Source organism: Lysinibacillus sp. GW823-FHT02G10 (genome assembly GCF_058797135.1).
Genome location: NZ_JBXAJI010000005.1, coordinates 93,256 through 116,175 on the forward strand (window position 1 = coordinate 93,256; position 22,920 = coordinate 116,175).

Below are 22,920 nucleotides of genomic sequence, written 5' to 3' on the forward strand. Positions count from 1 at the left end.
TGAAATCCCCACTTTCTCCCCTTATTGAATAAAAAAAGCCGGCATTGCAATATCGCTATATGCAATTGCCGACAAACCCCTTACAAATATTAAAACCCCTTTATGCCTGAAATGAACAAGGTGATTTGCATGTCAATGAATTCGTCTATTGAATGCTGACGATGTAAAGCCCATTTGCGAAACGCCCAGCTTTGTCCTGAAACAACTAAGTTATTGGCTGCTAAATGGATTTGCTTTTCTGTCATAGTTAGTTCGCCAGACTGGACACATCGCTGTAACAAGCGTTCAAATGTGGCAACCATTTCAAACTCTTTACTAAAAACATAGCGTTGTGCTTCTTTTGACAATGATTTTGTTTCTTGATACATGATTGTTAGCTCATCAACCATACTATCGATTTGCAGGAAGTATTCCCGAATCATTTCTTTTAACTCATCAATAGTTCCTGCTTTAATCTCATAACTTGAAAGACGCTCCATTGCATGGTGATAAATACTGTCACAAACAAGGTATAGAACATCTTCCTTCGTTCGGATGTATTCATACAAAGTACCGATACTAAAGCCAGCAGCTTTTGCAATTTCTCTCGTCGTGGCACGGTGAAAGCCTTTTTCTTTAAATAGCTTAATAGCTCCTTGAATCATTTGTTCACGACGAATGGCGATTAGATTTTCATCTTTTACGGTTGACTGTACTTGGGGCCTTTTATCTTTATCAGTCATCAATTATTTCGTTAGCATACGCGAGATAACAAGACGTTGAATCTCCTGCGTACCTTCGTAAATTTGTGTAATTTTAGCATCACGCATAAAGCGCTCTACAGGGTAATCTTTTGTATAACCATAGCCACCAAATACTTGAACCGCCTCTGTCGTTACACTCATTGCTGTATCGCCAGCCATTAATTTCGCCATTGCAGATGCCTTACCATATGGTAGGTTATTAGATTCTAACCATGCCGCTTGGTATGTAAGAAGTCGAGAAGCCTCAATTTGAGTTGCCATATCGGCTAATTTAAAGGAAATGCCTTGATTTGCAGTGATCGGTTTACCAAATTGCACACGTTCTTTGGCATAGTCAACTGCTGCATCGAGTGCTCCTTGTGCAATTCCTACTGCTTGAGCCGCAATACCATTACGTCCACCATCTAGTGTCGTCATGGCAATCTTAAAGCCTTCCCCTTCAGCCCCTAATAGATTTTCCTTTGGAACACGACAGTTATCAAAAATAATCTCTGTTGTTGGAGATGAACGAATTCCTAATTTCTTTTCTTTCTTCCCTACAGAGAAACCTTCAAATCCAGCTTCCACGATAAATGCGGATGTGCCATGTTTTGCTTCTGGGTCTGTTACTGCAAATACAATATATGTATCTGCTACTCCACCGTTCGTAATAAAGATTTTTGAGCCATTTAAAATATAATCATCGCCATCACGTTTTGCATAAGTTTTCATGCCACCCGCATCAGAGCCAGAGCCAGGTTCTGTTAAACCATATGCACCAATATGTTTGCCTTCAGCCATTGGACGAAGGTATTTTTGTTTTTGTTCTTCTGTACCGAACTTGTAAAGTGGCCAACCTGCCAGTGAAGTATGTGCAGATAAAGTTACACCAGTCGAAGCACAAACACGTGAAAGTTCCTCAACAGCTATGACATATGCAAGGTAATCAAATCCTGCACCACCATATTCCTCAGGCCATGGAATACCAGTAAGCCCAAGCTCCGCCATTTTGTCGAAAATCGCACGGTCAAATTCTTCATTTTCGTCACGTTCAGCAGCTGTTGGCGCCACTTCATTTATAGCAAAATCACGAATCATTTCACGTAATTGTTCATGCTCTTCTGTTAACTGAAAGTTCATTGTCCATTTCCCCTTTTTAGTTAGACTCTGTTTTGTGTTACCTGATTATTGTTAGGTTGGATTGAGCGGGTTTGCCTTATTTCAGAGCAGTTCACACCCTTAATAAACGTTTTCCCCTCACTTTTGAACGGTTTCCATCACTTTGTACCATTCGCAATATCAGGCTTTATTTCAGTAAATGTTTACTAATGACTAGTCGTTGAATTTCACTTGTACCTTCATAGATTTCTGTCACCTTTGCATCGCGGAAATAGCGCTCTACTGGATAATCTTCCGTATAGCCGTAGCCGCCAAATATTTGAACAGCCTCTATTGCCGTTTGTACCGCTGTTCGTGATGAGAAAAGTTTAGCCATTGAAGCTTCTGCTCCACATGGTAAACCTTTTGCACGTAAATCGGCTGCACGATAGACTAACAGTTTTGCAGATTCAACAGCCGTTGCCATATCCGCAAGCTTAAAGCCAACACCTTGTTGTGCGGCAATCGGCTTACCAAATTGAATGCGTTCTTTAGCATAAGCAGTAGACGCCTCTAGTGCCGCCTCAGCAATTCCTAACGCCTGTGCCGCAATGCCGATTCGTCCAACATCTAAATTGGCCATCGCAATTTTAAAGCCTTCTCCCTCTTCCCCAAGTAGGTTGTCGGCTGGAATGCGACAATTATCGAATGTCAGCTGAACTGTACGTGAGCCGTGTAAGCCCATCTTATGCTCATCTTTTCCGATGATTAAACCAGGTGTTCCCTTTTCAACAATAAATGCTGAGATACCCTTTGTTTTTTCAGCTGGGTTAGTAGATGCGAATACAATATACACATCAGCTTCTCCACCATTTGTAATAAATACTTTGGAGCCGTTAATCACATATTCATTGCCATCACGCACTGCCTTTGACTGTAAAGAACCAGCGTCTGAGCCTGCACTTGGTTCTGTTAAACAAAATGCGCCTAAATATTCGCCTGTTGCAAGCTTTGGTACATAACGTTTCTTTTGTTCGTCATTCCCAAAGTAAATAATTGGATTCGTTCCAACTGAAGTATGGACGGATAAAATAACACCCATTACAGCGCTTACTTTTGATAGTTCATTAATCGCAATAATATAAGATGTAAAATCCATACCAGAGCCACCTAAGTCTTCTGGAGTCGTAATCCCCATTAAGCCAAGTTCACCCATTTGCTGTAGAAGCTCACGTGGAAATTCTCCCGCTTCCATTCGCTCCACCCATGGTTGAATTTTTTCCTGAGCAAATTGACGAACCATATCGCGCATCATAATTTGCTCATCTGTAAATTGCAAATGCATCTATAATGTCACCCCTCTAAGTTGTCCCGAAACATCTAAATAACCCCATCCCCATAGGATTATTCGTAAACGTAAAAGCCTCTTCCTGATTTCTTACCTAACCAGCCAGCTGCAACGTATTTACGTAGCAGTGGGCAAGGGCGATATTTACTGTCTCCAAGACCCTCATGTAAAATTTCCATGATGTAAAGACAAGTATCTAAACCAATAAAGTCTGCCAATGTTAATGGCCCCATCGGATGATTCATACCAAGCTTCATCACATCATCAATTGCTTCTTTTGTTGCCACACCTTCGTAAAGTGCGTAAATCGCTTCATTAATCATCGGTAGTAGGATTCGATTTGAAATAAATCCTGGGAAATCATTCACTTCTACTGGTGTTTTCGATAATTTAACCGTCATCTCTTCGACAGCTTTGTACACTTCATCTGTTGTTGCTAAGCCTCGAATGATTTCAACAAGTTTCATAACTGGTACAGGGTTCATAAAATGCATACCAATTACTTGCTCTGGACGCTTTGTTACTGCTGCAATTTCTGTAATAGGCAGTGAAGATGTATTCGTAGCTAAAATAGCATGTGCTGGCGCAATGCCATCAAGTTGCTTAAAGATGGATTGCTTAATTTCCATATTTTCCACAGCTGCTTCAATGATAATATCTACATCACTAGCATCTTGTAAATCTAGCGACATACTAATTCGACTTAGAACAGCAGCCTTCTCATCTTCAGTTTTGCGACCCTTTTCTACATCACGTGATAAATTTTTCGTAATAACCCCTAATCCACGCTCGAAAAATTCTTGTTTGATATCGTTCAATTTCACATCAAAGCCTGCTTGTGCACAAACTTGGGCAATACCAGAGCCCATTTGCCCTGCACCAATGACCATTACCTTTTGAATTCCCATTAGTTCAGTCCCCCTGTTTTTGGTACTTCAATCATAATTGCATCACCTTGGCCGCCGCCTGAACAAATTGCGGCAATGCCAATGCCACCGCCACGACGCTTCAATTCCTGTGCAAGTGTTAATATTATACGTGCACCAGATGCCCCAATCGGATGACCTAAAGCAACTGCACCGCCATTAACATTCACTTTTTCTGCATCTAAATCTGCCAACTGCTTGCTGACTAAAGCTACCGCTGCAAAGGCTTCATTGATTTCAATTAAATCAATATCTGCTAATGATTTGTTAGTCTTTTTCAGTAATTTATTAATAACACGACCTGGTGTTTGCGGGAAGTTTTCTGGCTCAAGCGCAAGTTCTTCGTGACCAATGATTATTGCCAATGGTTCTCTACCTTCACGTTTTGCACGTTCTTCACTCATAACGACAAGTGCACATGCACCGTCGTTAACCCCAGGTGCATTACCTGCTGTAATCGTGCCATGCTTGTCAAAGGCTGGTTTTAGCTTCGCCAGTACTTCCAAAGACGTCCCTGCTCTTGGTGCCTCATCTGTATCTACAATAAGTGGTGCACCTTTTCGTTGAGGAATCTCCACTGGTACGATTTCTTCAGCAAAGTAACCTTTTTCAATTGCGGCTAACGCGCGTTCATGACTGCGTACTGACCAAGTGTCCTGTTCTTCTCGGCTTAGCGAGAACTCTTTAGCTGTTGCATTACCATAGCTACCCATATGTGGTCTTGCTTTATCGAAAGCACATGTTAAGCCGTCATATAGCATGCCATCTACCATTGTAGAATCTCCCATACGCAAACCATTTCGACCATTCAGAAGATAATATGGTGCATTGGACATAGATTCCATGCCACCCGCAATAATCACTTCTTCGTCCCCTAAACGAATCAATTGATCTGCTAATGACACCGCACGCATCCCTGAAGCACAAACTTTATTGATTGTTTCTGTTTTTACTGCTGTTGGTAAATTGGCCTTCAGCGCAGCCTGTCGAGAAGGAATTTGCCCCTGTCCCCCTTGTAAAACAGAACCTAAAATTACCTCATCCACTTGCTCAGGTGCAAGCTTTGCCTTCTCTAATGCCCCTTTAATGGCAATCGCACCTAAATCACTTGCATGTAATGCTGATAATGAACCTCCAAATTTACCAAACGCAGTTCTTGCTCCTGCTAAAATTACAGCTCTATTCAAGTAAAACACCCCTTTTGTTTTACGTTCTCGATGAAGCTGCAAAGCATTATTGACTGAACGCTCGCTCGACTTCTATCGAGGAAAAATGGGAGTTTACTATCTCAACTCCCATTCCCATTTAATCTTATTCTACAAAACAATTTTTTATTGTGCAATTTATATTTTTCAGATAACTAAAATATTTCTGCAATAGCAATCATTTTTCTGCGTTCGCTTCCGTATTCTCGTCTTGTTGAACATTTTCTATAGACGCTACCACTTCTTCGTATGTTTCTTCTGTTTCTTCGGAAGAAGGATTAACTGCCTTTACTTTTTCACCGAACACAGAACGTTCTAGTAATTCTGCAACATCAAATGTTCCAATAGAGTCTTCAACCTCTTTAGCCTTTGTACCATCCTCTAGCATTGTTAGGCAGTAAGGACAGCCTGATGAAATAACTGATGCATTTGTTGCAAGAGCCTGTTCTGTTCGCGCTACGTTAATGCGATTTCCTACATGCTCTTCCATCCACATTAATCCACCACCAGCTCCACAGCACATCGCTGTTTCGCGGTTACGTTCCATTTCAACAAGCTTCACGCCAGGGATTCCTCGAAGGATCTCACGTGGGGCATCGTACACATCATTGTAGCGGCCTAAATAACAGGAATCATGGAAAACAATCGTTTCATGAACCTCATAGTTTAGCGCTAGACGATTTTCCTCAATCAACTGATTTAATAACTCAGTGTGATGATACACTTCACCTTTCCAGCCAAAGTCTTGATATTCATTTTTAAAGATATTGTAGGCATGAGGATCGATTGTTACAATTTTCTTCACGTCATTTTTCTCAAACTCATCAATATTTGCTGTAGCTAGCTCTTGGAATAAGAATTCATTCCCTAAACGACGAGGTGTATCCCCAGAGTTTTTCTCTTTATTACCTAAGATTGCAAACTTCACACCAGCCTCGTTTAATAGACGACAGAATGCTAAAGCGATTTTTTGAGAGCGGTTGTCGAAAGCTCCCATCGAACCAACCCAGAATAAATACTCCATTTCCTCGCCAGATTTTTTCAGCTCTTTTACAGTTGGAATTTGGATTGTTGGATCTAGATCACGCCAATTTTCTTTTTCCTTGCGGTTTAGGCCCCAAGGATTACCTTGTCGTTCGATATTCGTCATTGCACGTTGAGCATCAGGATTTACTTTCCCTTCAGTCATTGTTAGATAACGACGTAGATCAATAATTTTATCAACATGCTCATTCATTACAGGGCATTGATCCTCACAGTTACGACATGTCGTACAAGCCCAAATTTCCTCTTCTGTAATGACATCGCCAATTAAAGATGGGCTGTAGATATCCTCAATTACAGCACCTTCAGCACCAGCTGCAATTGCAAGCTGGTTACCCTTTGTATTGGCAAAGAATTGATAAGGCACCCATGGTTTTTGTTTTGTTACGACTGCGCCGGTAAATGTTAAATGGTCACGCAATTTTACGATTAAATCCATAGGAGACAGCATTTTTCCTGTTCCTGTTGCTGGACACATGTTTGTACAACGTCCGCATTCTACACAAGAATATAGATCAAGCATTTGCTTTTGTGTGAAGTCCTGTATGCGTCCTACCCCAATAGAAGGCATATCCTCTTCGCTTTCAGCATTTTCTCCAGCCTCTTCCAAGGCCTCAAAATCAATTGGTGTTAATGTACCCGTACGATCTAAACGATTCATGTAAACATTAAGTGGACTGACAATTAAGTGGAAATGTTTAGACTGCGGTACGTATACCAGGAATGTTAATAGAATTAAAAGGTGTGCCCACCACATTACATAAAACACACCAGCGGCAACTGATGTAGGTAGGAAGCCAAAAATAGCAGCAATACTTGAAGCAACTGGCTCCGTATAAGTTAATCCCTCACCATGCCAAATTAATCCCATACCATTAGCGATTAATGTAGATACCATTAACCCACCAATGAAAATTAATACAAGGCCGTTTTTCCATCCTCGTTTTAGACGCACTAGCTTTTCAACATAGCGGCGGTAAAATGCCCACACTACCGCGACTAAAATCATTAAAACCACCAGTTCTTGGAAGAATGTAAAGACACCATAGAAAATGCCTAGTGGCAGATGTGACTCTGGTGCTAGTCCTTTCCAAATTAAATCAATGGCCCCTAACTGTACCATCAAAAATCCATAGAAAAACATAACATGTATTAAACCACTCTTTGGATCCTTTAATAGCTTATTTTGACCAAATACATTGACCATAATATAACGAAGTCGTTCTTTAACACTTTCATCAAACTCAACCTTTTTCCCCAATTGCACATACTTATAGCGTGTTTTCAACAGGTAGAAGAACAATCCTACTGCATAAAGCACAACCACGACTGTTAAGACAATGTTAGCAATTAATAATGGACTCATGGTTGGTCCCCCCTTTAGTTTGTCGTAATTTTCTCTCTTTGTGACGAATTTGCTAGTTCAAACAGAAATGTACTTCACTTTATCATTATATTCCTATTCTAATAAATGAGTGAGCATTCAGTCAACATAAAACGGAAATATTTCTGATAATTTTATATTCTTACATTTTACAAGAAAAAAAGCCACCCTGAATTTTTTCAAAGTAGCAATTTTTACTTTCCTTAACTATTATACTTAGGGGGATGTCGCATATTCAGTAGACTTTTGAACATCTGCTAAATTGCATACAAACCTATACCGCCCCGTAGCTTAACATCTGGAAATTCATTTTTTGTACAAAAACATTTTTTAAATCAAACTTTATTTTTTAAAAACATTCCCACTGCGAATATATTCAACATCTGCTACGTTTAAGCGAGCATTTACAACACGTGCAGCTGCAAATAAATAATCCGATAAGCGATTTAAATATTTTTGTACAACCTTTGGTACATCTTCAACTTCTTTCATAAGTGTCACCATTTCACGCTCTGCTCGGCGTGCAACCGTGCGTGCAATGTGTAAAGTTGCCGCTGCTGGTGCACCTCCTGGTAAAATAAAACGTTGTAAAGGTGGCGCTTCGTCTGATAAAGCATCTATACGAGCTTCAAGTACTTCAATCGGTTGCTCTGTTAATTTATAATGACGTTCTTTCATCACATTAGCAAGGTCTCCACCAGCATCGAACAACTCATGCTGAATTGTCTCTAGGTCTGTTAAAATATCCTTGAAAAGCGCTTGATCTAATTCACTTACGGCCTTCCCAATAAAGGAATTTAATTCATCAATTGCCCCATATGTTTCCACACGTAAACTATCTTTATCAACCCGTCCTCCAATAAGACTTGTTTTCCCCGTATCGCCTGTTTTCGTGTAAAGCTTCATTTCTCTCATCTCCTAAAACTGGTTTTTATAATTCCTAATCGCCTGAACTGTTGTTTCATAGACACCCTTTGCAATCATTTTACCAACTTCCGTAATTGGGCCACCATACAGCATTTCTTCTCCTTTTTGAGTTGCAGCAATTAACAGACTATCTGTAGCAGTACCTGTTGCAATTGTTCCACTCCGCTCATCACGAATATTTTCTGATTGCAACGCCTTTGTTTTTGCCTCAGTTGCTGTCATCAATGCCTGAAAAAATGCCTCTTCCGATAAACAACCATTAACGATAACCCATGTATTAATAGTACCAATATATGGATCATCTTGTCTTTCGTGTACTCGAGATACATCAACTGCATTGCCTACGCCAGCTGTTACAGCTACGATTATACTGCCAAAAGGTGCTGAAAATTCATTGATGGCCACTAGAGCTGTTGATACTGCTGTAAGCATAACAACAGTATTTGTAGATGAAAAATTTTCCCTTTTCAAAAATTCTTTAACTTCTCTTTTCACATCGCTAATGACATAATCACCAGGAACTGAGCGATTTAATAAGCAATTATGCCAGCCAATACCTGGGTTATGAACTGCAGAAGATACGGTCTTCAGAGGAAGCTCTGATTGAAGTTGGATATATTGTTCAGTTATCGTAAAGTGCTCTTTTTTGATGACAGCTCGCTGCTGATAGTCTGTAGCTGCGGGCATTATTGTAATTTGGGGTTTTGGTATTTCAGGGTGAGCATATGTAGTCACCCGTGCTTGATAAACTTCTTCAATTTGGGAGGCAATTAATACTTCATGTGGTGCACCAAGTGCTCTCATTTGTCCGCTTTCCATCAGCAATAATTCATCACAATAAAGAGAGGCTAAATTCATATCGTGTAGTACCATAACGACTGTTAAACCACACTCCATGGCTTCCTTCCGAACCATATCTAAAATTTGACGTTGGTGTGCAATATCAAGATGATTCGTTGGTTCATCCAGCAGTAAGATTTCAGCTGTTTGAGCTAATGCCTGTGCAACAAAAACTCTTTGTTGTTCACCGCCAGATAAAAATTCCATCGGTGTATGCTCATATCGCTTTACACCTGTTTGAAGCATTGCATGTTGAACTGCCTTCTCATCTTGTGCAGACCAACTCGAGAAAAAGCCTGTTTGATGCGGGTAGCGCCCCAGTGAAACTGCCTCTCTCACACTGTTCGAGAAAGCATTTGCATGAAGCTGTGGTAATACAGCCATTTTTTTCGCCAAAGCACGAGCATTATAAGAAAGAATATTTTGTCCATCAATCGAGACGGTTCCAGCAGTAGCTGGTAAAATACCACTCATTACTTTTAATAATGTGGATTTCCCGCTACCATTCGGCCCTAGAATGCCAAGAATTTTTCCTTTTTCAACAGTAAAACTAATGTCCCTGACGATTGGTACATCTTCATAGCCACCTGATAGATGTTCAACAACAATCATGCCCGTACCCCCTTGCTTCTTCGCTGCTTATAAAAAATATAGGAGAAAACAGGTGCTCCAATAAATGCCGTAATAACACCAATTGGTAGCTCTCTTGGCACAATGATTGTTCGTGCTACTAAGTCGCAAATAATGAGTAATGTTGCACCATTGAAAAAAGATAATGGTAATAAGTGGCGATGATCAGAACCCCAAATCATCCTTGTCATATGCGGCACCACTAATCCTACAAAGCCAATTGTGCCAGAAACCGCTACAGCCGCTCCAGTTAACATGGAGCCACCTGCTAATATCAAATATTTACTGCGCTTTACATTAACACCTAAATGTTTTGCTCGCTCTTCACCATACAACAAGACATTTAATTCTCGTCTTTGTGTCCATAGCATAATTGAACCAACAATCACAAAAGGAATGATCATTTGGACATATGGCCAACCACGCATCGAAACAGAACCAAGTAGCCAGCCTATTACCTGACGTAATTCTTCACCAGATAAGGCAATCATTAATGAAATAAGGGAACCTAAAAAAGAACTAAAAATAACACCTGTTAATATCAACGTTTCCATTTTTAATGAGCGGTCTACGAGTCTAGCAAAGCTCATAACAACTACCATCGTAATGATAGCACCAATCATACTGAAGATTGGCAGCGCATACAAACCGACAACAGGTATAGAAATACTAAAAAAGATCGTTAAAACAGCACCAACAGAAGCCCCTGATGAAACCCCTAGTGTATATGGATCTGCTAATGGATTTTTTAATAAACCTTGGAAAGCTGCTCCAGCAATAGCTAGAGATGCGCCTACTAGTCCCGCTAATAACACGCGAGGCAAACGAATTTTCCAAAAGATATTGGCGGCTGTTTCATCAACCGCCTTATTCCACAATACTTCTAATGGAATATGAACCGAGCCTATCGCTACGCCACACCAGATGCTAATAAGAAGAAGCGTACATGTTAATGTATAGGCTAGTGCTATTTTTTTCACTTAAATACCTCAGGATAGATTGCTTTTGCTAATTCTTCTAGACCTTCAGCTAAACGTGGCCCTTGACGACTTGTCGTACTTTCATCTACCTGCACAATCGCATTATTTTTTACGGCATTAATCGTATCAAAGCCCGCACGTTTTGGTATTTTCGTTAAAATATCTGGTACATAATGATATGTCACCACGATGACATCTGGATTTTTTGCGATAATTTGTTCTGCATCAATTTTATACCAATTATCGCCATCTACAGCTACATTCTCTGCATTGATCATTTCAAGCATCGCGTTCATAAATGTACCATTGCCAGCTGTATAAATATCTGGCTCATCTGATGCTTCAACTAACACTTTTTTGGGTTCAACATCCTTGACTTTAGACAAAACTTCTTCTACTTTTGCCTTCATATTAGCGACAATTTTTTCTGCCTCTGGTAATTTCCCTGTAGCACGTCCAAGTTGCTCAATTGTTGTATATGTTTCATTAAAGTCTTGTGCATTTTTTACAACAAATACTTTCAAACCTGCTGATTCAAGCTGTGCAATAGCCTCTTCTGAAAGAGACATGCTAGATTCGTGTGAAAAAACGATATCTGGTTTTAAGGCAATAATTTTTTCAATATCGTATTCCATACCGCCAACCTTATCCTTCTCAGCTGCCTCTGGCGGATAATCGTCGTTGTCCGTAACACCAACTATTTCATCATTTAAACCTAGTCCAAAAAGGATTTCAGTATTACTTGGAATAAGTGAAACAATTTTCTCAGGAGGTGCTTCAAGTGTAATGTCCTTACCAAGGGCATCTGTTATCGTCATTGGGAATGTTGCTTCATCCACCTGTGCTGTTTCTTGCTGTGTTTGCTGCTCGTTAGATGGCTTGTTATCTTTTGCTTCCTGCCCACAAGCAGCTAGCAAGCCTACTGCTAAAAATGCTGATAATCCTATTTTCCAAAATTTCTTCATGTGAATCCTCCTTCGTTGATCCGTGCGACATTTCGCTTTATTCTACATCAAAATAAAACCCCTCATCTTTGATCGATGAGGGGGCAAAATCGCACCAAAAAAACTGATACAAAATCCACCACCCTATCCTCGTAGGTTGTCATGTCGTTATAAAGGCAGGTCTCCTGGCTAGTGCTACTTGCGATTTTTCAAGCCTTCCCGAAATCTTCAGTGGCATCATTTGAAAAAACTCACACTTACAGTGGCGGGACCGCATCGGAATTACACCGATTTCCCTTTTCACTTTACTTAAGTAAAGAACCTTTATAATATTCAGTTGATTTCATTATACATGAAAATGAAAAAAGTCGCCTCCATTCAAGACGACTCCCCGGCCATTATACAATTTCAGAAAAGTATTGGACTGTTTTCATTTGAGCACCCATTTCTCTTAATGACCATGTCTGTTCTAAATAAACGTCCGCTAGTTTTTCATATTTCCCACCAAATTTATGTGCCCACTCAACCGCTATGACACTTTCATAAAGGTGAGCCATTTTTTCCGCCATACCCTTAGATTCAAAAGTTTTCGTTGCCTCGTCTAAAGCGCTAAAAATTTGCAGTTTCACAGACATATTCGCCAATTGTTCTTTAACGATTTGTACTAGTGAGCTGTCAGCTAATTTGTCTAATCGTTCCTCCATCTCCTGTACAAACAGTTCATGAGCATGAAACTTATCTACTAAACGAATGAGTTCTAAGGCCAAAATATTAGCCGTACCCTCCCACACCGTTAACACTTGGGCGTCTCTTAATAAGCGGGGCGTTACAAAGTCTTCTATATAGCCATTACCTCCGTGTAATTCAATTGCCTCACTAGCATAATGAACAGCTTGCTCTGCTGTTTCCTTTTTCATAATGGCAATATATAAACGATTCATAATAAGATCTTGCTGAGTTCCCTGTCCACTTGTCACTTTATCGTATAATTGGATAAGATCAAAAACTGTCGCTACTTCCACGTGCAACTTAGCTGCAAATTTCCCTAAAGTATCCTGAATCATAGGGTACTGTGTTAAGGGCTTGCCAAATGCATGTCGATTGCTTACATAATGTTTTGCCTCTAAGAAGCCGCGACGCATAATACCAATTGAAGCGACTGCATTACAAATTCTAGAGAGATTTAGTGCTTCTAGCATATAATAAATCCCTTTATTTTGCTCCCCTACAACATAGGCAAGTGCACCATCAAATTCTACCTCACCAGAGGGAACTGCCCGAACGCCTAGCTTATCTTTCAGTCGGCGAATACGTAAATGATTTGTTGTTCCATCTTCTTTGCGCCAAGGAACTGCAAACAATGTTAAGCCTTTGGAACCTGCTGGCGCACCTTCTAGTCGTGCTAATACCATCGCTACACCACACATGCCCGCATTGGATGCAAAATATTTTTCACCATATAGACGATAAGCAGTGCCATCCTTTCTCGCCTCCACCACATTTGCACCTACGTCAGAGCCCCCTTGACGTTCTGTTAAAAAGGTCGCACCTTCATATAAATCTGTGTCACCTGTTGCACACACATGTGGTAAAAAACGCTGCTTTACCTCTTCATCTGCATAATGATCTAATAGATAGGCAGTTGCCATTGTCAATGTTACTGGACAATAAAAACCGGGCTCTGCATGTGATAGCAAATAACCTTGTGCAAAGCTATAAACATAATTCCCCTTGTGTCCTAGCTGCGGAATATGCTTGTGTACATAACCTACAATCCCAGTATTATATGTCTCTTCAATCGTTTTTTTATAGCCATCATTAACCCAAACCTCTGATATCTCTTCACCATAGGCATCATATCTTTGAAGGCGAGGCTCACCCTGTCGATCTGTATGCTTTGCCCTCGCATCAATATCACCTGCACATAGCTCACCAAAATCTGTTAACTCTCGTTGGGCATAGGATAAAAACTCTTTATCTAACATCATTTCCACTATTTTTTGAAGCGTGTCATCTTCAGTAAAAAAGTTCGTAGTACGCATTGCTTCTTGTTGTAATACTTTCATGCTATCTCACCTCTTGCCCCTTTAAATTTTGTTTTAATATTTTGCCTGATGCATTGCGTGGTAGCGCTTCTACTTTTTCAAAAATACGTGGTATTTTAAACTTTGCAAGATGCTCCTCTAAATAAGCTTTCAAAGCTTCCTCATGGATGTCTTGTTTAGCAGAATACACCGCCTTTACAGTTTCCCCCCATTGCGGATGTGGTACACCAATTACCGCAACCTCGAATATACCTTCAAAGCTCAATAAACAATCTTCAATTTCTTTCGGATAAATGTTGACACCTCCCGAAATAATGACATCCTTTTTACGATCTACGATCCAAATAAAACCATCTTCATCCTTGCGAGCTAGATCTCCGGTTTTTAACCAACCATCAATAAAGGCTTCATTAGTAGCTACTTCATCCTTATAGTAGCCAAGCATGTTGCCCTCACCCAACAAGACAATTTCCCCCACTTCGCCTACATTTACATCTTCTCCACTGTCATTCACAATACGCAACTCTGTACCAAGTGGCGCCCGCTGACCAATACTTCCTGCCTTTGCTTCATGCTCCTTGCCAAATAATAATGAGCCACTTGGACCTGCCTCTGTTAATCCATATACACAAGTCAAATTATTTGTGCGGAATGCCTGCTGAATGAACCGAACCTCACTTTGAGATAACGGTGCCCCACCATAGACCCACCATTTCATAGAAGACAAATCTGCCGAATGTAGCCTTGGCAGTTGTGCCGTTAATAAATAAGCAACAGGTGCACCAAAGAAATGTGTTGTTTTCTCCTTTTCAATGGAATCAATGAATAAATCGGGTGTAAAAGTTGGTGTTAATACATTTGTTGAGCCTACCAATACACCCGCCATTAAAAATAAATGTAATGGTGCAGAGTGTGTTAATGGCATCATAAGCAAAATACGGCTCTCAGGCTTTACCTCCATTTCAACAGCTATCATTTGCGCCACTGTTAAAATATTACGGTAGCTAAATAACACACCCTTTGGTTTTCCTGTCGTGCCAGATGTATATAAAATCGTGGAAGGGTCATCCTCTTGTAACTGACAATCAATTGTTTGTGTACTAGCATTTTGAAGCATTGATTCATACTGATGCCATCCCACTTTTTCTTGACCTGTTTTAATTTTTAACGGAATACCGGCTAGCTGTTCAACTGCTGCAAAAATAGCCTCATGTACGACAATTGCCTTCGCCTCGGCATGCTGCGCCACGTACTCTACTTCTTGCAATGTAAACTTCGCATTGACTGGCACAACGATCGCTCCAATACGCTGAATAGCAAAGTAACTGACAACAAACTCTAAAACGTTTGGCATAAAAATTAAAACCTTATCCCCCTGCTTTACTCCCTGCTCTAGTAAAGCATTACTAAAACATGTCACCTGCTTATCTAAATCTTGGTAGGTTACTCTTCTGCCATGACAAATAACGGCTTCATTTTTCGGATACTTACGGGCATTACGTGCTAATAAATTGGAACTATTCATCTTGCATCTCTCCCTTTAAAGTCGCTAATTTTTCGCTAAACATGCCATGCATTTGTTGTAACTCATGCTTCATCTGCGTCAGCTCAGCTATTTTACTGTCAATCTCTTGAATTTTTTGTTCCCCGTATTCAACCGTTCGCTCTAATTGCTGAATTCCTGAGCGATCAAAATCAAATAGTAAAACCATCTCTTTGATTTCCTCTAAAGAAAATCCGTACCGCTTGCCTCTGAAAATAAGCTTGAGTTTCGCCAATTCTTTTTTGGAAAAGGTTCGTTGGTTGGTAGATGAACGATGGGGGCAAAGAAGCCCAAGTTCCTCATAATAACGTATTGTCCGCGTAGACACATTAAACTCCTTTGCTACCTCCTGAATCGTCTTCAAAACCATCTCCCCTTTCCTAATTGGCAACAGTATACCATTGACGTTAACGTAAACTTCAACAAAATTTTCGGAATTAACAGAAAAATAAAGTTTGGGACAGCTAATTTCCCACGGTTTATCCGTTTCTTTTGTCTTTCTATCCAACACATTCGGAACTTTATCTCTCATATTCAGCCTTCTATCCATTAAAAAAAGCCCCTAACACTTTTCATGTTAGGAGCCTAAAGTTTAATTACATTTTTTCAGGTGCAGATACGCCGATTAAACGTAATGCGTTCGCAATTGTTGTGCGGACAGCCGTAATTAATGCTAAACGAGCCTCTGTTAACTCTTTATTTGAAGCATCTAATACTTTTTCTGCATTATAGAAGCTGTGGAATGCAGCTGCTGTTTCTTGAATATAGTTTGCGATACGGTGCGGTGTGCGGTGTTTCGCTGCTTCCGCTACCACTTTCGGGAAATCACCAATCTTTTTCAGTAAATCAATTTCCTTTTCTGCTGTTAATAAATTGAGATGTTCTGTTGTAGTAGCAAAGCCTTGTTCATTTGCTGAACGTAAAATAGATGAAATACGTGCATGCGCATATTGTGCATAGTACACAGGGTTTTCATTAGATTGTGATACTGCAAGGTCAAGATCAAAGTCCATATGAGAATCGCCAGCTGTTTTTACAAAGAAGTAACGAACTGCGTCAAGACCAACCTCTTCTACAAGCTCACGCATAGTTACTGCATTCCCTGTACGCTTAGACATCTTGAATTTTTCACCGTTTTTATAAAGCTGAACCATTTGAATAACTTCCACTTCTAACGTATCTCGATCATAACCAAGTGCTTGAATCGCTGCTTTCATACGTGGAATATATCCGTGATGATCAGCTCCCCAAATATTGATTAATTTATCGAAGCCACGGACAATTTTGTCTTCGTGATAAGCAATATCTGGTGTTAAATACGTGAATGACCCATCATTTTTAATTAGCACACGATCTTTATCATCACCAAATGTTGTAGAGCGGAACCAAGTAGCACCATCCTCTTCAAACACATGTCCATTAGCTTTTAATTTATCTAAAGCTACTTCGATTTTCCCGTTTTCATATAGAGACGTTTCAGAATACCAGACATCAAAATTTACACGGAAGTTTGCTAGGTCTGTTTTTAATTTATCTAATTCTAAAGCTAAACCGTGCTGACGGAAGAAGGCAAAACGCTCATCATCTGATTTTGCTAAAATTGCATCCCCATGCTCTTTTGCTAATTTACCCGCAATATCAATAATATCTTGCCCATGATAGCCGTCTTCTGGCATTTCAGCTTCCATTCCTAATGCTTGTTTATAACGAGCTTCTAATGAATAAGCTAAGTTATTAATTTGATTACCTGCATCATTAATATAATATTCACGAGAGACACTGTAACCAGCCATATCCAACACATTACATAAGGAATCACCAACAGAAGCGCCACGAGCATGACCTAGGTGAAGATCTCCAGTAGGATTTGCTGAAACGAACTCCACTTGAATCTTTTCCCCAGCACCTGCATTTGAGCGGCCATAGTCCGTACCTTGCTCAAGCACCTGTGTCACTACCTCTGTTAGGAAATCTTTACGCACTGTGATATTCATGAAGCCTGGGCCAGCAATATCAATCTTTTCAATATCAGTGCCTGATGGATCAAGATTTTCTAAAATAGCTTCGGCGATAGCACGTGGTGGCTTTTTAGCTAACTTCGTTAATTGCATCGCAATGTTTGTTGCATAGTCACCATTTGCTTTATCCTTTGGTGTTTCTAGGTGAATCGATAATTCTGTGCCAGCCTCAACTAGACCAGCTTTTTCAACAGCCTGCACGATCGCTGCTTTAATAGCCTGTTGTACTTGTTCTACTGCGTTCATCATTGTACCTCCGTAAATGTAATATCTAATGTATAGTTGCCAACGGATTGCCCACCCATTAGTAAATCGTACTGTACATGGAAATCTCCGCTTGTTGCCAGTTTTGTAAACGTCATATTTTTCGTATCAATCACGAGGGGCATAGAACCGAACTCACTTTCATAATGCCCTTTTTGTTGTTCGATTATGTTCAGCGGTAATCGCATATTAACCGCTCCAGCACGCATAATTAGTGCCTTCTCATGACCTAACTTCATCGTTGTGCGGACGATTTTATCCTCCTGCACCTCATCATATTTCAAATACAAGCTTCCTGCCTTTTCAAGTAGCTGCCCTTTGAGCCACATTTCATAACTTTCGGACTCCCCATCACTTGGACGAATGGTAGAAATGAGCTTTATGTTCACATGCGATCTTACTTCGTTCGCCATAACGGATGCCCCTTTTTAGTCTTTTACTATAACCTTTTTATTATAGGATGAATACTTATGGTTTTTCAAGATAGAAGTGATGTAAAGCTCCTCAACAAGTTTATTCGAGAAAATAAAAACCCTCTCCTTCCATAACGGAAAGAGAGGATTTCATTTTATCTATACCATTTTCTTATAATCAATTGTTGAACTATTAACAATAAAGCACTAACAGTCCAATAGATCGGGATAATCGCTGGATTGAACAGACTAAAAATGAGGATCATGAGAGGATTAATAAATACCATTATCTTCATATTTAATGGTTGACTTTTCTCTAGGGCTATACAACTTTGAATGAAATAAATCAAACAAGCAATCATCGAAACCCCAATATCAATCGTCCCTAAATTCATCCAAAGGAAATTTTCACTGGCAATCACTGAATCTAGCTTAATCGCGTAGTACAGTGAAAATAATATCGGTAATTGAATAATGATTGGTAAACAACCTAGTAAAGAGCTTTTCAATGAATCTGAAGTTAGCTCTTGGATTTGTTGCTGTACCATTCTTTTTTCAGATTCGCTTTGACTATTCTTATATTTATCTGTAAGCGCATCTAATTCAGGCTTAATGGTAGTCATTAATTCTTTTGAGTGCTTTTGGTGTTTTGCCGATCGAATAAATAACGGCATAAGAATTAATCTGACTGCAATCGTAATACCAATGACACTAAGTGCGTAGCTACCTGTAAAAGAATGGATGAAATGAATGAGGGTAATAATAGGTTGTGCTAAAAATGTTAACAATGGTTGTCCTCCTAGTTTTAAAGTTTAAATCAAACTAGGAGATACACTTTCTTCCTCATTGTCTTCGGATATTCTAATACATAGAACAAACCACGTTAGCATAGGTGGAGTCCAAGTATTCGTGATAGTATAGTCAACTTCAAACTCCTCGTCTTTCACATCTTGAACGGTTATTTTATTGACGAGATACAGATGCAAATGAACACTTAATACAGTTAAAACCAAAGATGCTAATAGCCAAAAGTATTCCATTGTACTGACAAAAATGAATAAATCATTCATGAGAAGTGACCAAATCATAATACTCCTCCTCCCTTTATTAAAATTGAAGAAACATACATTTTACCTAACTTATCTACGCTACAAAGTAAAATAAGTTTCAATTTTATGCTAAGGCTCATTCTTCATTTCAAAAATATAAAATGGGGCTAGCTCATAGCTAAACCCCATTCAACCAATCTTATTTATTTTACCCAGCCTAAAATCATTTCCCGTAATAATTTTGAAGCTGTGTTTGCTGTCATTTCTGAAGAATCGTAGATCGGTGCTACTTCAACTAGGTCGAAACCTACTACATTTACACCACTTGCTGCAATAGCATGGATGGAAGCGAGTAATTCTTTCGAAGTAATACCACCACAGTCTACTGTACCAGTGCCTGGTGCGTGTGCTGGATCTAAAACATCGATATCAATTGTTACATACACATTGCGTCCAGCTAGTGTTGGTAGGACCTCTTTTAACGGTTCAAGTACTTCAAATTTTGAAATATGCATGCCGTTTTCCTTTGCCCATTCAAATTCCTCTTTCATACCTGAACGGATACCAAATGAATAGACATTTTTTGGTCCTATATGTTCCGCAATTTTACGGATTGGTGTGGAGTGCGAAAGTGGCTCTCCCTCATATTCCACACGTAAATCCGTATGTGCATCAAAGTGAATAATAGCAAGATCATCATATTTAGCTGATACAGCCTTCATTACTGGCCAAGACACTAGATGCTCGCCACCCATGCCGACAGGAATCTTGCCATCTGCTAATAATTTCTCTATAAATTTCTCAATTTCATCTAAAGAACGCTGTGCATTACCGAATGGTAGTGGAATATCCCCTGCATCAAAGTACTTTACTTCCTCAAGCTCACGATCTAGATATGGACTGTACTCTTCAAGACCAATGGATACCTCACGGATACGCTGTGGACCGAAACGTGATCCTGGACGGTAACTTACTGTCCAATCCATTGGCATACCATAAATTACTGCCTGTGCGTCGTCATATGTAGGATGACTTTTTATAAAAACATTTCCTGAATAAGCTTCATCAAATCTCATTGCTAGCCCTCCATATAATTAATCATCATTTTTTGTCTTCTTCTATTATGGCTTACAGGATTGTAATGAAACCTGTATCCTTTTATCCTCGTATACATTATTGGAACGTCTAGCAAATTTCGATTAAAATCTACAAGGTGCGATTTTTTTGTCGAATGCCAGCATTTCAAGTAGTACAAAAAAAGTATAGATGTTTTTGAATAAAGTGCAATAGTTTTTAGTTAGAATTTCGATTAAAGATGAATGTTCGAACACATACTAAAGCTAAGTTCGAAGTTGTGAGAAAACGAGGTGAAGTCGGATGAAACGAAAAAGCTATCATCGAAAGCAACAACGTGTAAAGCGCACACGCAAAAGCCTTACGTTATTCGTGGCCTTTACATCTGCAATTGTCGTAGCGTTTGTCGCACTCCGCATCTATGTTCAAGTGGCTGGTGCACCGCCTTTAACCGTACCAAAGGCTTCTATTTTCTTAGATGAAAATGAGAACCAAATTGGGGATCACTTTACAAATCAACGACGATATTGGGTCGGCCTCGATGAGATGTCACCTTATTTAAAGGAAGCAGTTGTTGCTGTTGAAGATAAAGATTTCTATCAACATGGCGGTTTCGACTATTCACGTATTGCTGGTGCCATTTTAGTGGACATTAAGGCTGGTGGTAAGGTTCAAGGAGCTAGTACCATTACGCAACAATATGCTCGTAACCTTTATCTATCCCATGAAAAGTCTTGGACACGTAAATTAAACGAAGCCCTGTATGCTTATAGATTAGAAGTTTTTTATGACAAGGACGAAATACTAGAGGGCTATTTGAATACGGTATATTACGGTCATGGCATGTATGGAGTAGAAGCTGCAAGTCGTTTTTATTTTGGAAAATCTGCCAGTGATTTAACGCTTGCTGAAGCAGCAATGCTAACAGGCGTACCAAAAGGACCAAGTATTTACTCACCAATTGCCAATTTAGATAAGGCTACCAATCGTCAACACGTTATTTTAAAACTTATGGCAGACCAAGGTGCCATTACACAAGAAGAAAAAACGCGTGCTGAAAATGAACAGCTCGTCTTAAAAAATGATAGCTGGGTTGCAACCAAATCTGTTGCCCCTTATTTCTTGGATGTGGCTTGGCAAGAAGCCAGTGAAATCTTAAAATCAAAAAACCTTGATATTAGTGAAGGTGGCTGGACGATTCAAACAACGCTTAATCTGGAGCATCAAAAAGCAGCTGAAGAAGCAGTAGCCAAAAATATGCCTGCCAATGATCTGCAATCTGCTTTTGTAAGTATGGAATCTAAAACAGGAGCTGTCACTGCACTAGTCGGTGGTCGTGATTATTCAGTAAGCTCATTTAACCGAGTTACACAAGCCAAACGTCAACCAGGCTCTACTATTAAGCCGATCTTATATGCAGCGGCGCTAGAAAATGGTTACACGCCACTAACTTTTTTAGATGTTGGTGAAACAACTTTTACGTATGATAATGGGCGTGGCACTTATGCACCTAAAAACGTCAACGGTCAATTTGCAGATCATGATATGACAATGGCACAAGCTATTGCTATCTCAGATAATATTTACGCAGTAAAAACCTTAGAGGACATTGGCTTCAAAGAGTTTCATGATATGGCAAACCGTTTTAATGTAGGAATTGGTGCGAAGGATAATTTATCCATTGCACTAGGAACGATTGAAACGACATTATACGAAATGACAAATGCATATAATATTTTGGCGTCGCAAGGACAGCAAACAACACCAACAACCATTGTATCCATTAAAAATGCACATGGAGATGTTATTTATGAAAACAAAGATGTAGCAAGCAAAGCTGAAACAGCCATTTCTAAAGAAAATGCATACATCTTAACAGAAATGATGACAGGTATTTTTGATCCTGTTTTCAGTGACTATTCACCCGCTACAGGAATCAGTATTCGTTCACGTATGACACACACATATGCTGCTAAATCAGGTTCTACGAATAGTGATCAATGGTTAATTGGTTTTACTCCAAAACTAACTGCTGGTGTATGGAATGGCTATGATCAGGGTAAAAACCTTACCACGAAGGAAGATACTGCTGCAACAAAGCAAATCTGGATTGACTTTATGGAAACTGTCAACAAAGGTACAAAAAATGAGGATTTCAAAAAACCTAAAGGTGTAGAGGGCGTTGTCATTGATATTGAAACAGGTAAATTAGCGACTGACGCTTGTCCTAAACAACGTCTAGTCTATGTAGAGTCAAAGGATGTACCTACTGAAAAATGTACAAACTTCGATATTCTCGACAGTAATACATGGGGAGAATTTTGGAATATGCTACCATTCTCTATATTTAAGGACTAAAAAACAAAATAATTTCGGAAACCTTTTTAATCCTAATACGTTTTTAGCTATGAAGGCTCTCGACAAAGTAACTGATATACTAAAAATAAGAAAAGCTTTCTCTTCCCC

General features: G+C 39.6%; 19 protein-coding genes and 1 riboswitch. Of the genes, 1 reads left to right on the plus strand and 18 read right to left on the minus strand.

What is annotated here, in order from left to right:
• Nucleotides 1-89: 89 nt before the first annotated feature.
• The 18 genes from AC1RFD_RS16060 to speB all read right to left on the minus strand — a co-directional run bounded on the left by AC1RFD_RS16060 (nucleotide 90) and on the right by speB (nucleotide 20,456).
• Nucleotides 90-722 carry a TetR/AcrR family transcriptional regulator gene (locus tag AC1RFD_RS16060; RefSeq protein ID WP_048393737.1) on the minus strand — a complete coding sequence of 211 codons (633 nt, stop codon included), beginning with the start codon at nucleotides 720-722 and terminating at the stop codon, nucleotides 90-92.
• Between the two features lie 3 nt (nucleotides 723-725).
• Nucleotides 726-1,862 (minus strand): acyl-CoA dehydrogenase, encoded by a 1,137-nt coding sequence (locus tag AC1RFD_RS16065; protein ID WP_016993589.1) that lies wholly within the window; start codon nucleotides 1,860-1,862, stop codon nucleotides 726-728.
• Nucleotides 1,863-2,028: 166 nt separating this feature from the next.
• Nucleotides 2,029-3,165 (minus strand): acyl-CoA dehydrogenase, encoded by a 1,137-nt coding sequence (locus tag AC1RFD_RS16070; RefSeq protein ID WP_115674204.1) that lies wholly within the window; start codon nucleotides 3,163-3,165, stop codon nucleotides 2,029-2,031.
• 59 nt (nucleotides 3,166-3,224) lie between these two features.
• A complete protein-coding gene (locus AC1RFD_RS16075; protein ID WP_004269435.1) occupies nucleotides 3,225-4,076 on the minus strand; it encodes a 3-hydroxybutyryl-CoA dehydrogenase in 852 nt (283 codons plus the stop codon).
• Nucleotides 4,076-5,281 carry an acetyl-CoA C-acetyltransferase gene (locus tag AC1RFD_RS16080; protein ID WP_492475072.1) on the minus strand — a complete coding sequence of 402 codons (1,206 nt, stop codon included), beginning with the start codon at nucleotides 5,279-5,281 and terminating at the stop codon, nucleotides 4,076-4,078. The genes AC1RFD_RS16075 and AC1RFD_RS16080 overlap by 1 nt, the downstream gene beginning before the upstream one ends.
• Nucleotides 5,282-5,477: 196 nt before the next feature.
• The gene (locus tag AC1RFD_RS16085) at nucleotides 5,478-7,709 is read right to left on the minus strand and encodes a heterodisulfide reductase-related iron-sulfur binding cluster (protein WP_066036946.1); all 2,232 of its coding nucleotides are present in this window, start codon (nucleotides 7,707-7,709) and stop codon (nucleotides 5,478-5,480) included.
• A gap of 360 nt (nucleotides 7,710-8,069) precedes the next feature.
• Nucleotides 8,070-8,633 (minus strand): cob(I)yrinic acid a,c-diamide adenosyltransferase, encoded by a 564-nt coding sequence (locus tag AC1RFD_RS16090; protein WP_004231536.1) that lies wholly within the window; start codon nucleotides 8,631-8,633, stop codon nucleotides 8,070-8,072.
• A 12-nt stretch (nucleotides 8,634-8,645) separates the two neighbouring features.
• Complete coding sequence (locus AC1RFD_RS16095; protein WP_492475073.1) at nucleotides 8,646-10,106, minus strand: adenosylcobinamide amidohydrolase; 1,461 nt, start codon at nucleotides 10,104-10,106, stop codon at nucleotides 8,646-8,648.
• Complete coding sequence (locus AC1RFD_RS16100) at nucleotides 10,103-11,104, minus strand: FecCD family ABC transporter permease (protein ID WP_066036948.1); 1,002 nt, start codon at nucleotides 11,102-11,104, stop codon at nucleotides 10,103-10,105. The genes AC1RFD_RS16095 and AC1RFD_RS16100 overlap by 4 nt, the downstream gene beginning before the upstream one ends.
• A complete protein-coding gene (locus AC1RFD_RS16105; protein ID WP_066036949.1) occupies nucleotides 11,101-12,069 on the minus strand; it encodes an ABC transporter substrate-binding protein in 969 nt (322 codons plus the stop codon). The genes AC1RFD_RS16100 and AC1RFD_RS16105 overlap by 4 nt, the downstream gene beginning before the upstream one ends.
• A gap of 137 nt (nucleotides 12,070-12,206) precedes the next feature.
• Nucleotides 12,207-12,389: riboswitch (cobalamin riboswitch) on the minus strand.
• 57 nt (nucleotides 12,390-12,446) lie between these two features.
• Nucleotides 12,447-14,114: an acyl-CoA dehydrogenase family protein gene (locus tag AC1RFD_RS16110; RefSeq protein WP_066036950.1), complete on the minus strand. Its 1,668-nt coding sequence runs from the start codon at nucleotides 14,112-14,114 to the stop codon at nucleotides 12,447-12,449.
• Nucleotide 14,115: 1 nt separating this feature from the next.
• Nucleotides 14,116-15,618: a class I adenylate-forming enzyme family protein gene (locus AC1RFD_RS16115; protein ID WP_115674199.1), complete on the minus strand. Its 1,503-nt coding sequence runs from the start codon at nucleotides 15,616-15,618 to the stop codon at nucleotides 14,116-14,118.
• Nucleotides 15,611-16,000: a MerR family transcriptional regulator gene (locus AC1RFD_RS16120; RefSeq protein ID WP_066037054.1), complete on the minus strand. Its 390-nt coding sequence runs from the start codon at nucleotides 15,998-16,000 to the stop codon at nucleotides 15,611-15,613. Before AC1RFD_RS16120 ends, AC1RFD_RS16115 begins: the two co-directional genes overlap by 8 nt.
• A gap of 232 nt (nucleotides 16,001-16,232) precedes the next feature.
• On the minus strand, nucleotides 16,233-17,900 hold the full coding sequence (gene argS / locus AC1RFD_RS16125) for an arginine--tRNA ligase (RefSeq protein ID WP_492475074.1): 1,668 nt from the start codon (nucleotides 17,898-17,900) through the stop codon (nucleotides 16,233-16,235).
• On the minus strand, nucleotides 17,900-18,331 hold the full coding sequence (locus tag AC1RFD_RS16130; RefSeq protein ID WP_048393761.1) for a YwiB family protein: 432 nt from the start codon (nucleotides 18,329-18,331) through the stop codon (nucleotides 17,900-17,902). Before AC1RFD_RS16130 ends, argS begins: the two co-directional genes overlap by 1 nt.
• Before the next feature lie 155 nt (nucleotides 18,332-18,486).
• Nucleotides 18,487-19,119: a membrane protein insertase YidC gene (gene yidC / locus AC1RFD_RS16135; protein WP_115674198.1), complete on the minus strand. Its 633-nt coding sequence runs from the start codon at nucleotides 19,117-19,119 to the stop codon at nucleotides 18,487-18,489.
• A 24-nt stretch (nucleotides 19,120-19,143) separates the two neighbouring features.
• Nucleotides 19,144-19,419: a hypothetical protein gene (locus AC1RFD_RS16140; RefSeq protein WP_115674197.1), complete on the minus strand. Its 276-nt coding sequence runs from the start codon at nucleotides 19,417-19,419 to the stop codon at nucleotides 19,144-19,146.
• Between the two features lie 164 nt (nucleotides 19,420-19,583).
• Nucleotides 19,584-20,456: an agmatinase gene (gene speB, locus AC1RFD_RS16145; RefSeq protein ID WP_004231519.1), complete on the minus strand. Its 873-nt coding sequence runs from the start codon at nucleotides 20,454-20,456 to the stop codon at nucleotides 19,584-19,586.
• A 301-nt stretch (nucleotides 20,457-20,757) separates the two neighbouring features.
• Between speB and AC1RFD_RS16150 the strand changes: the two genes are divergently transcribed.
• Nucleotides 20,758-22,812, plus strand: a complete 2,055-nt coding sequence (locus tag AC1RFD_RS16150; RefSeq protein WP_048393764.1) for a transglycosylase domain-containing protein — start codon at nucleotides 20,758-20,760, stop codon at nucleotides 22,810-22,812.
• Nucleotides 22,813-22,920 lie beyond the last annotated feature (108 nt).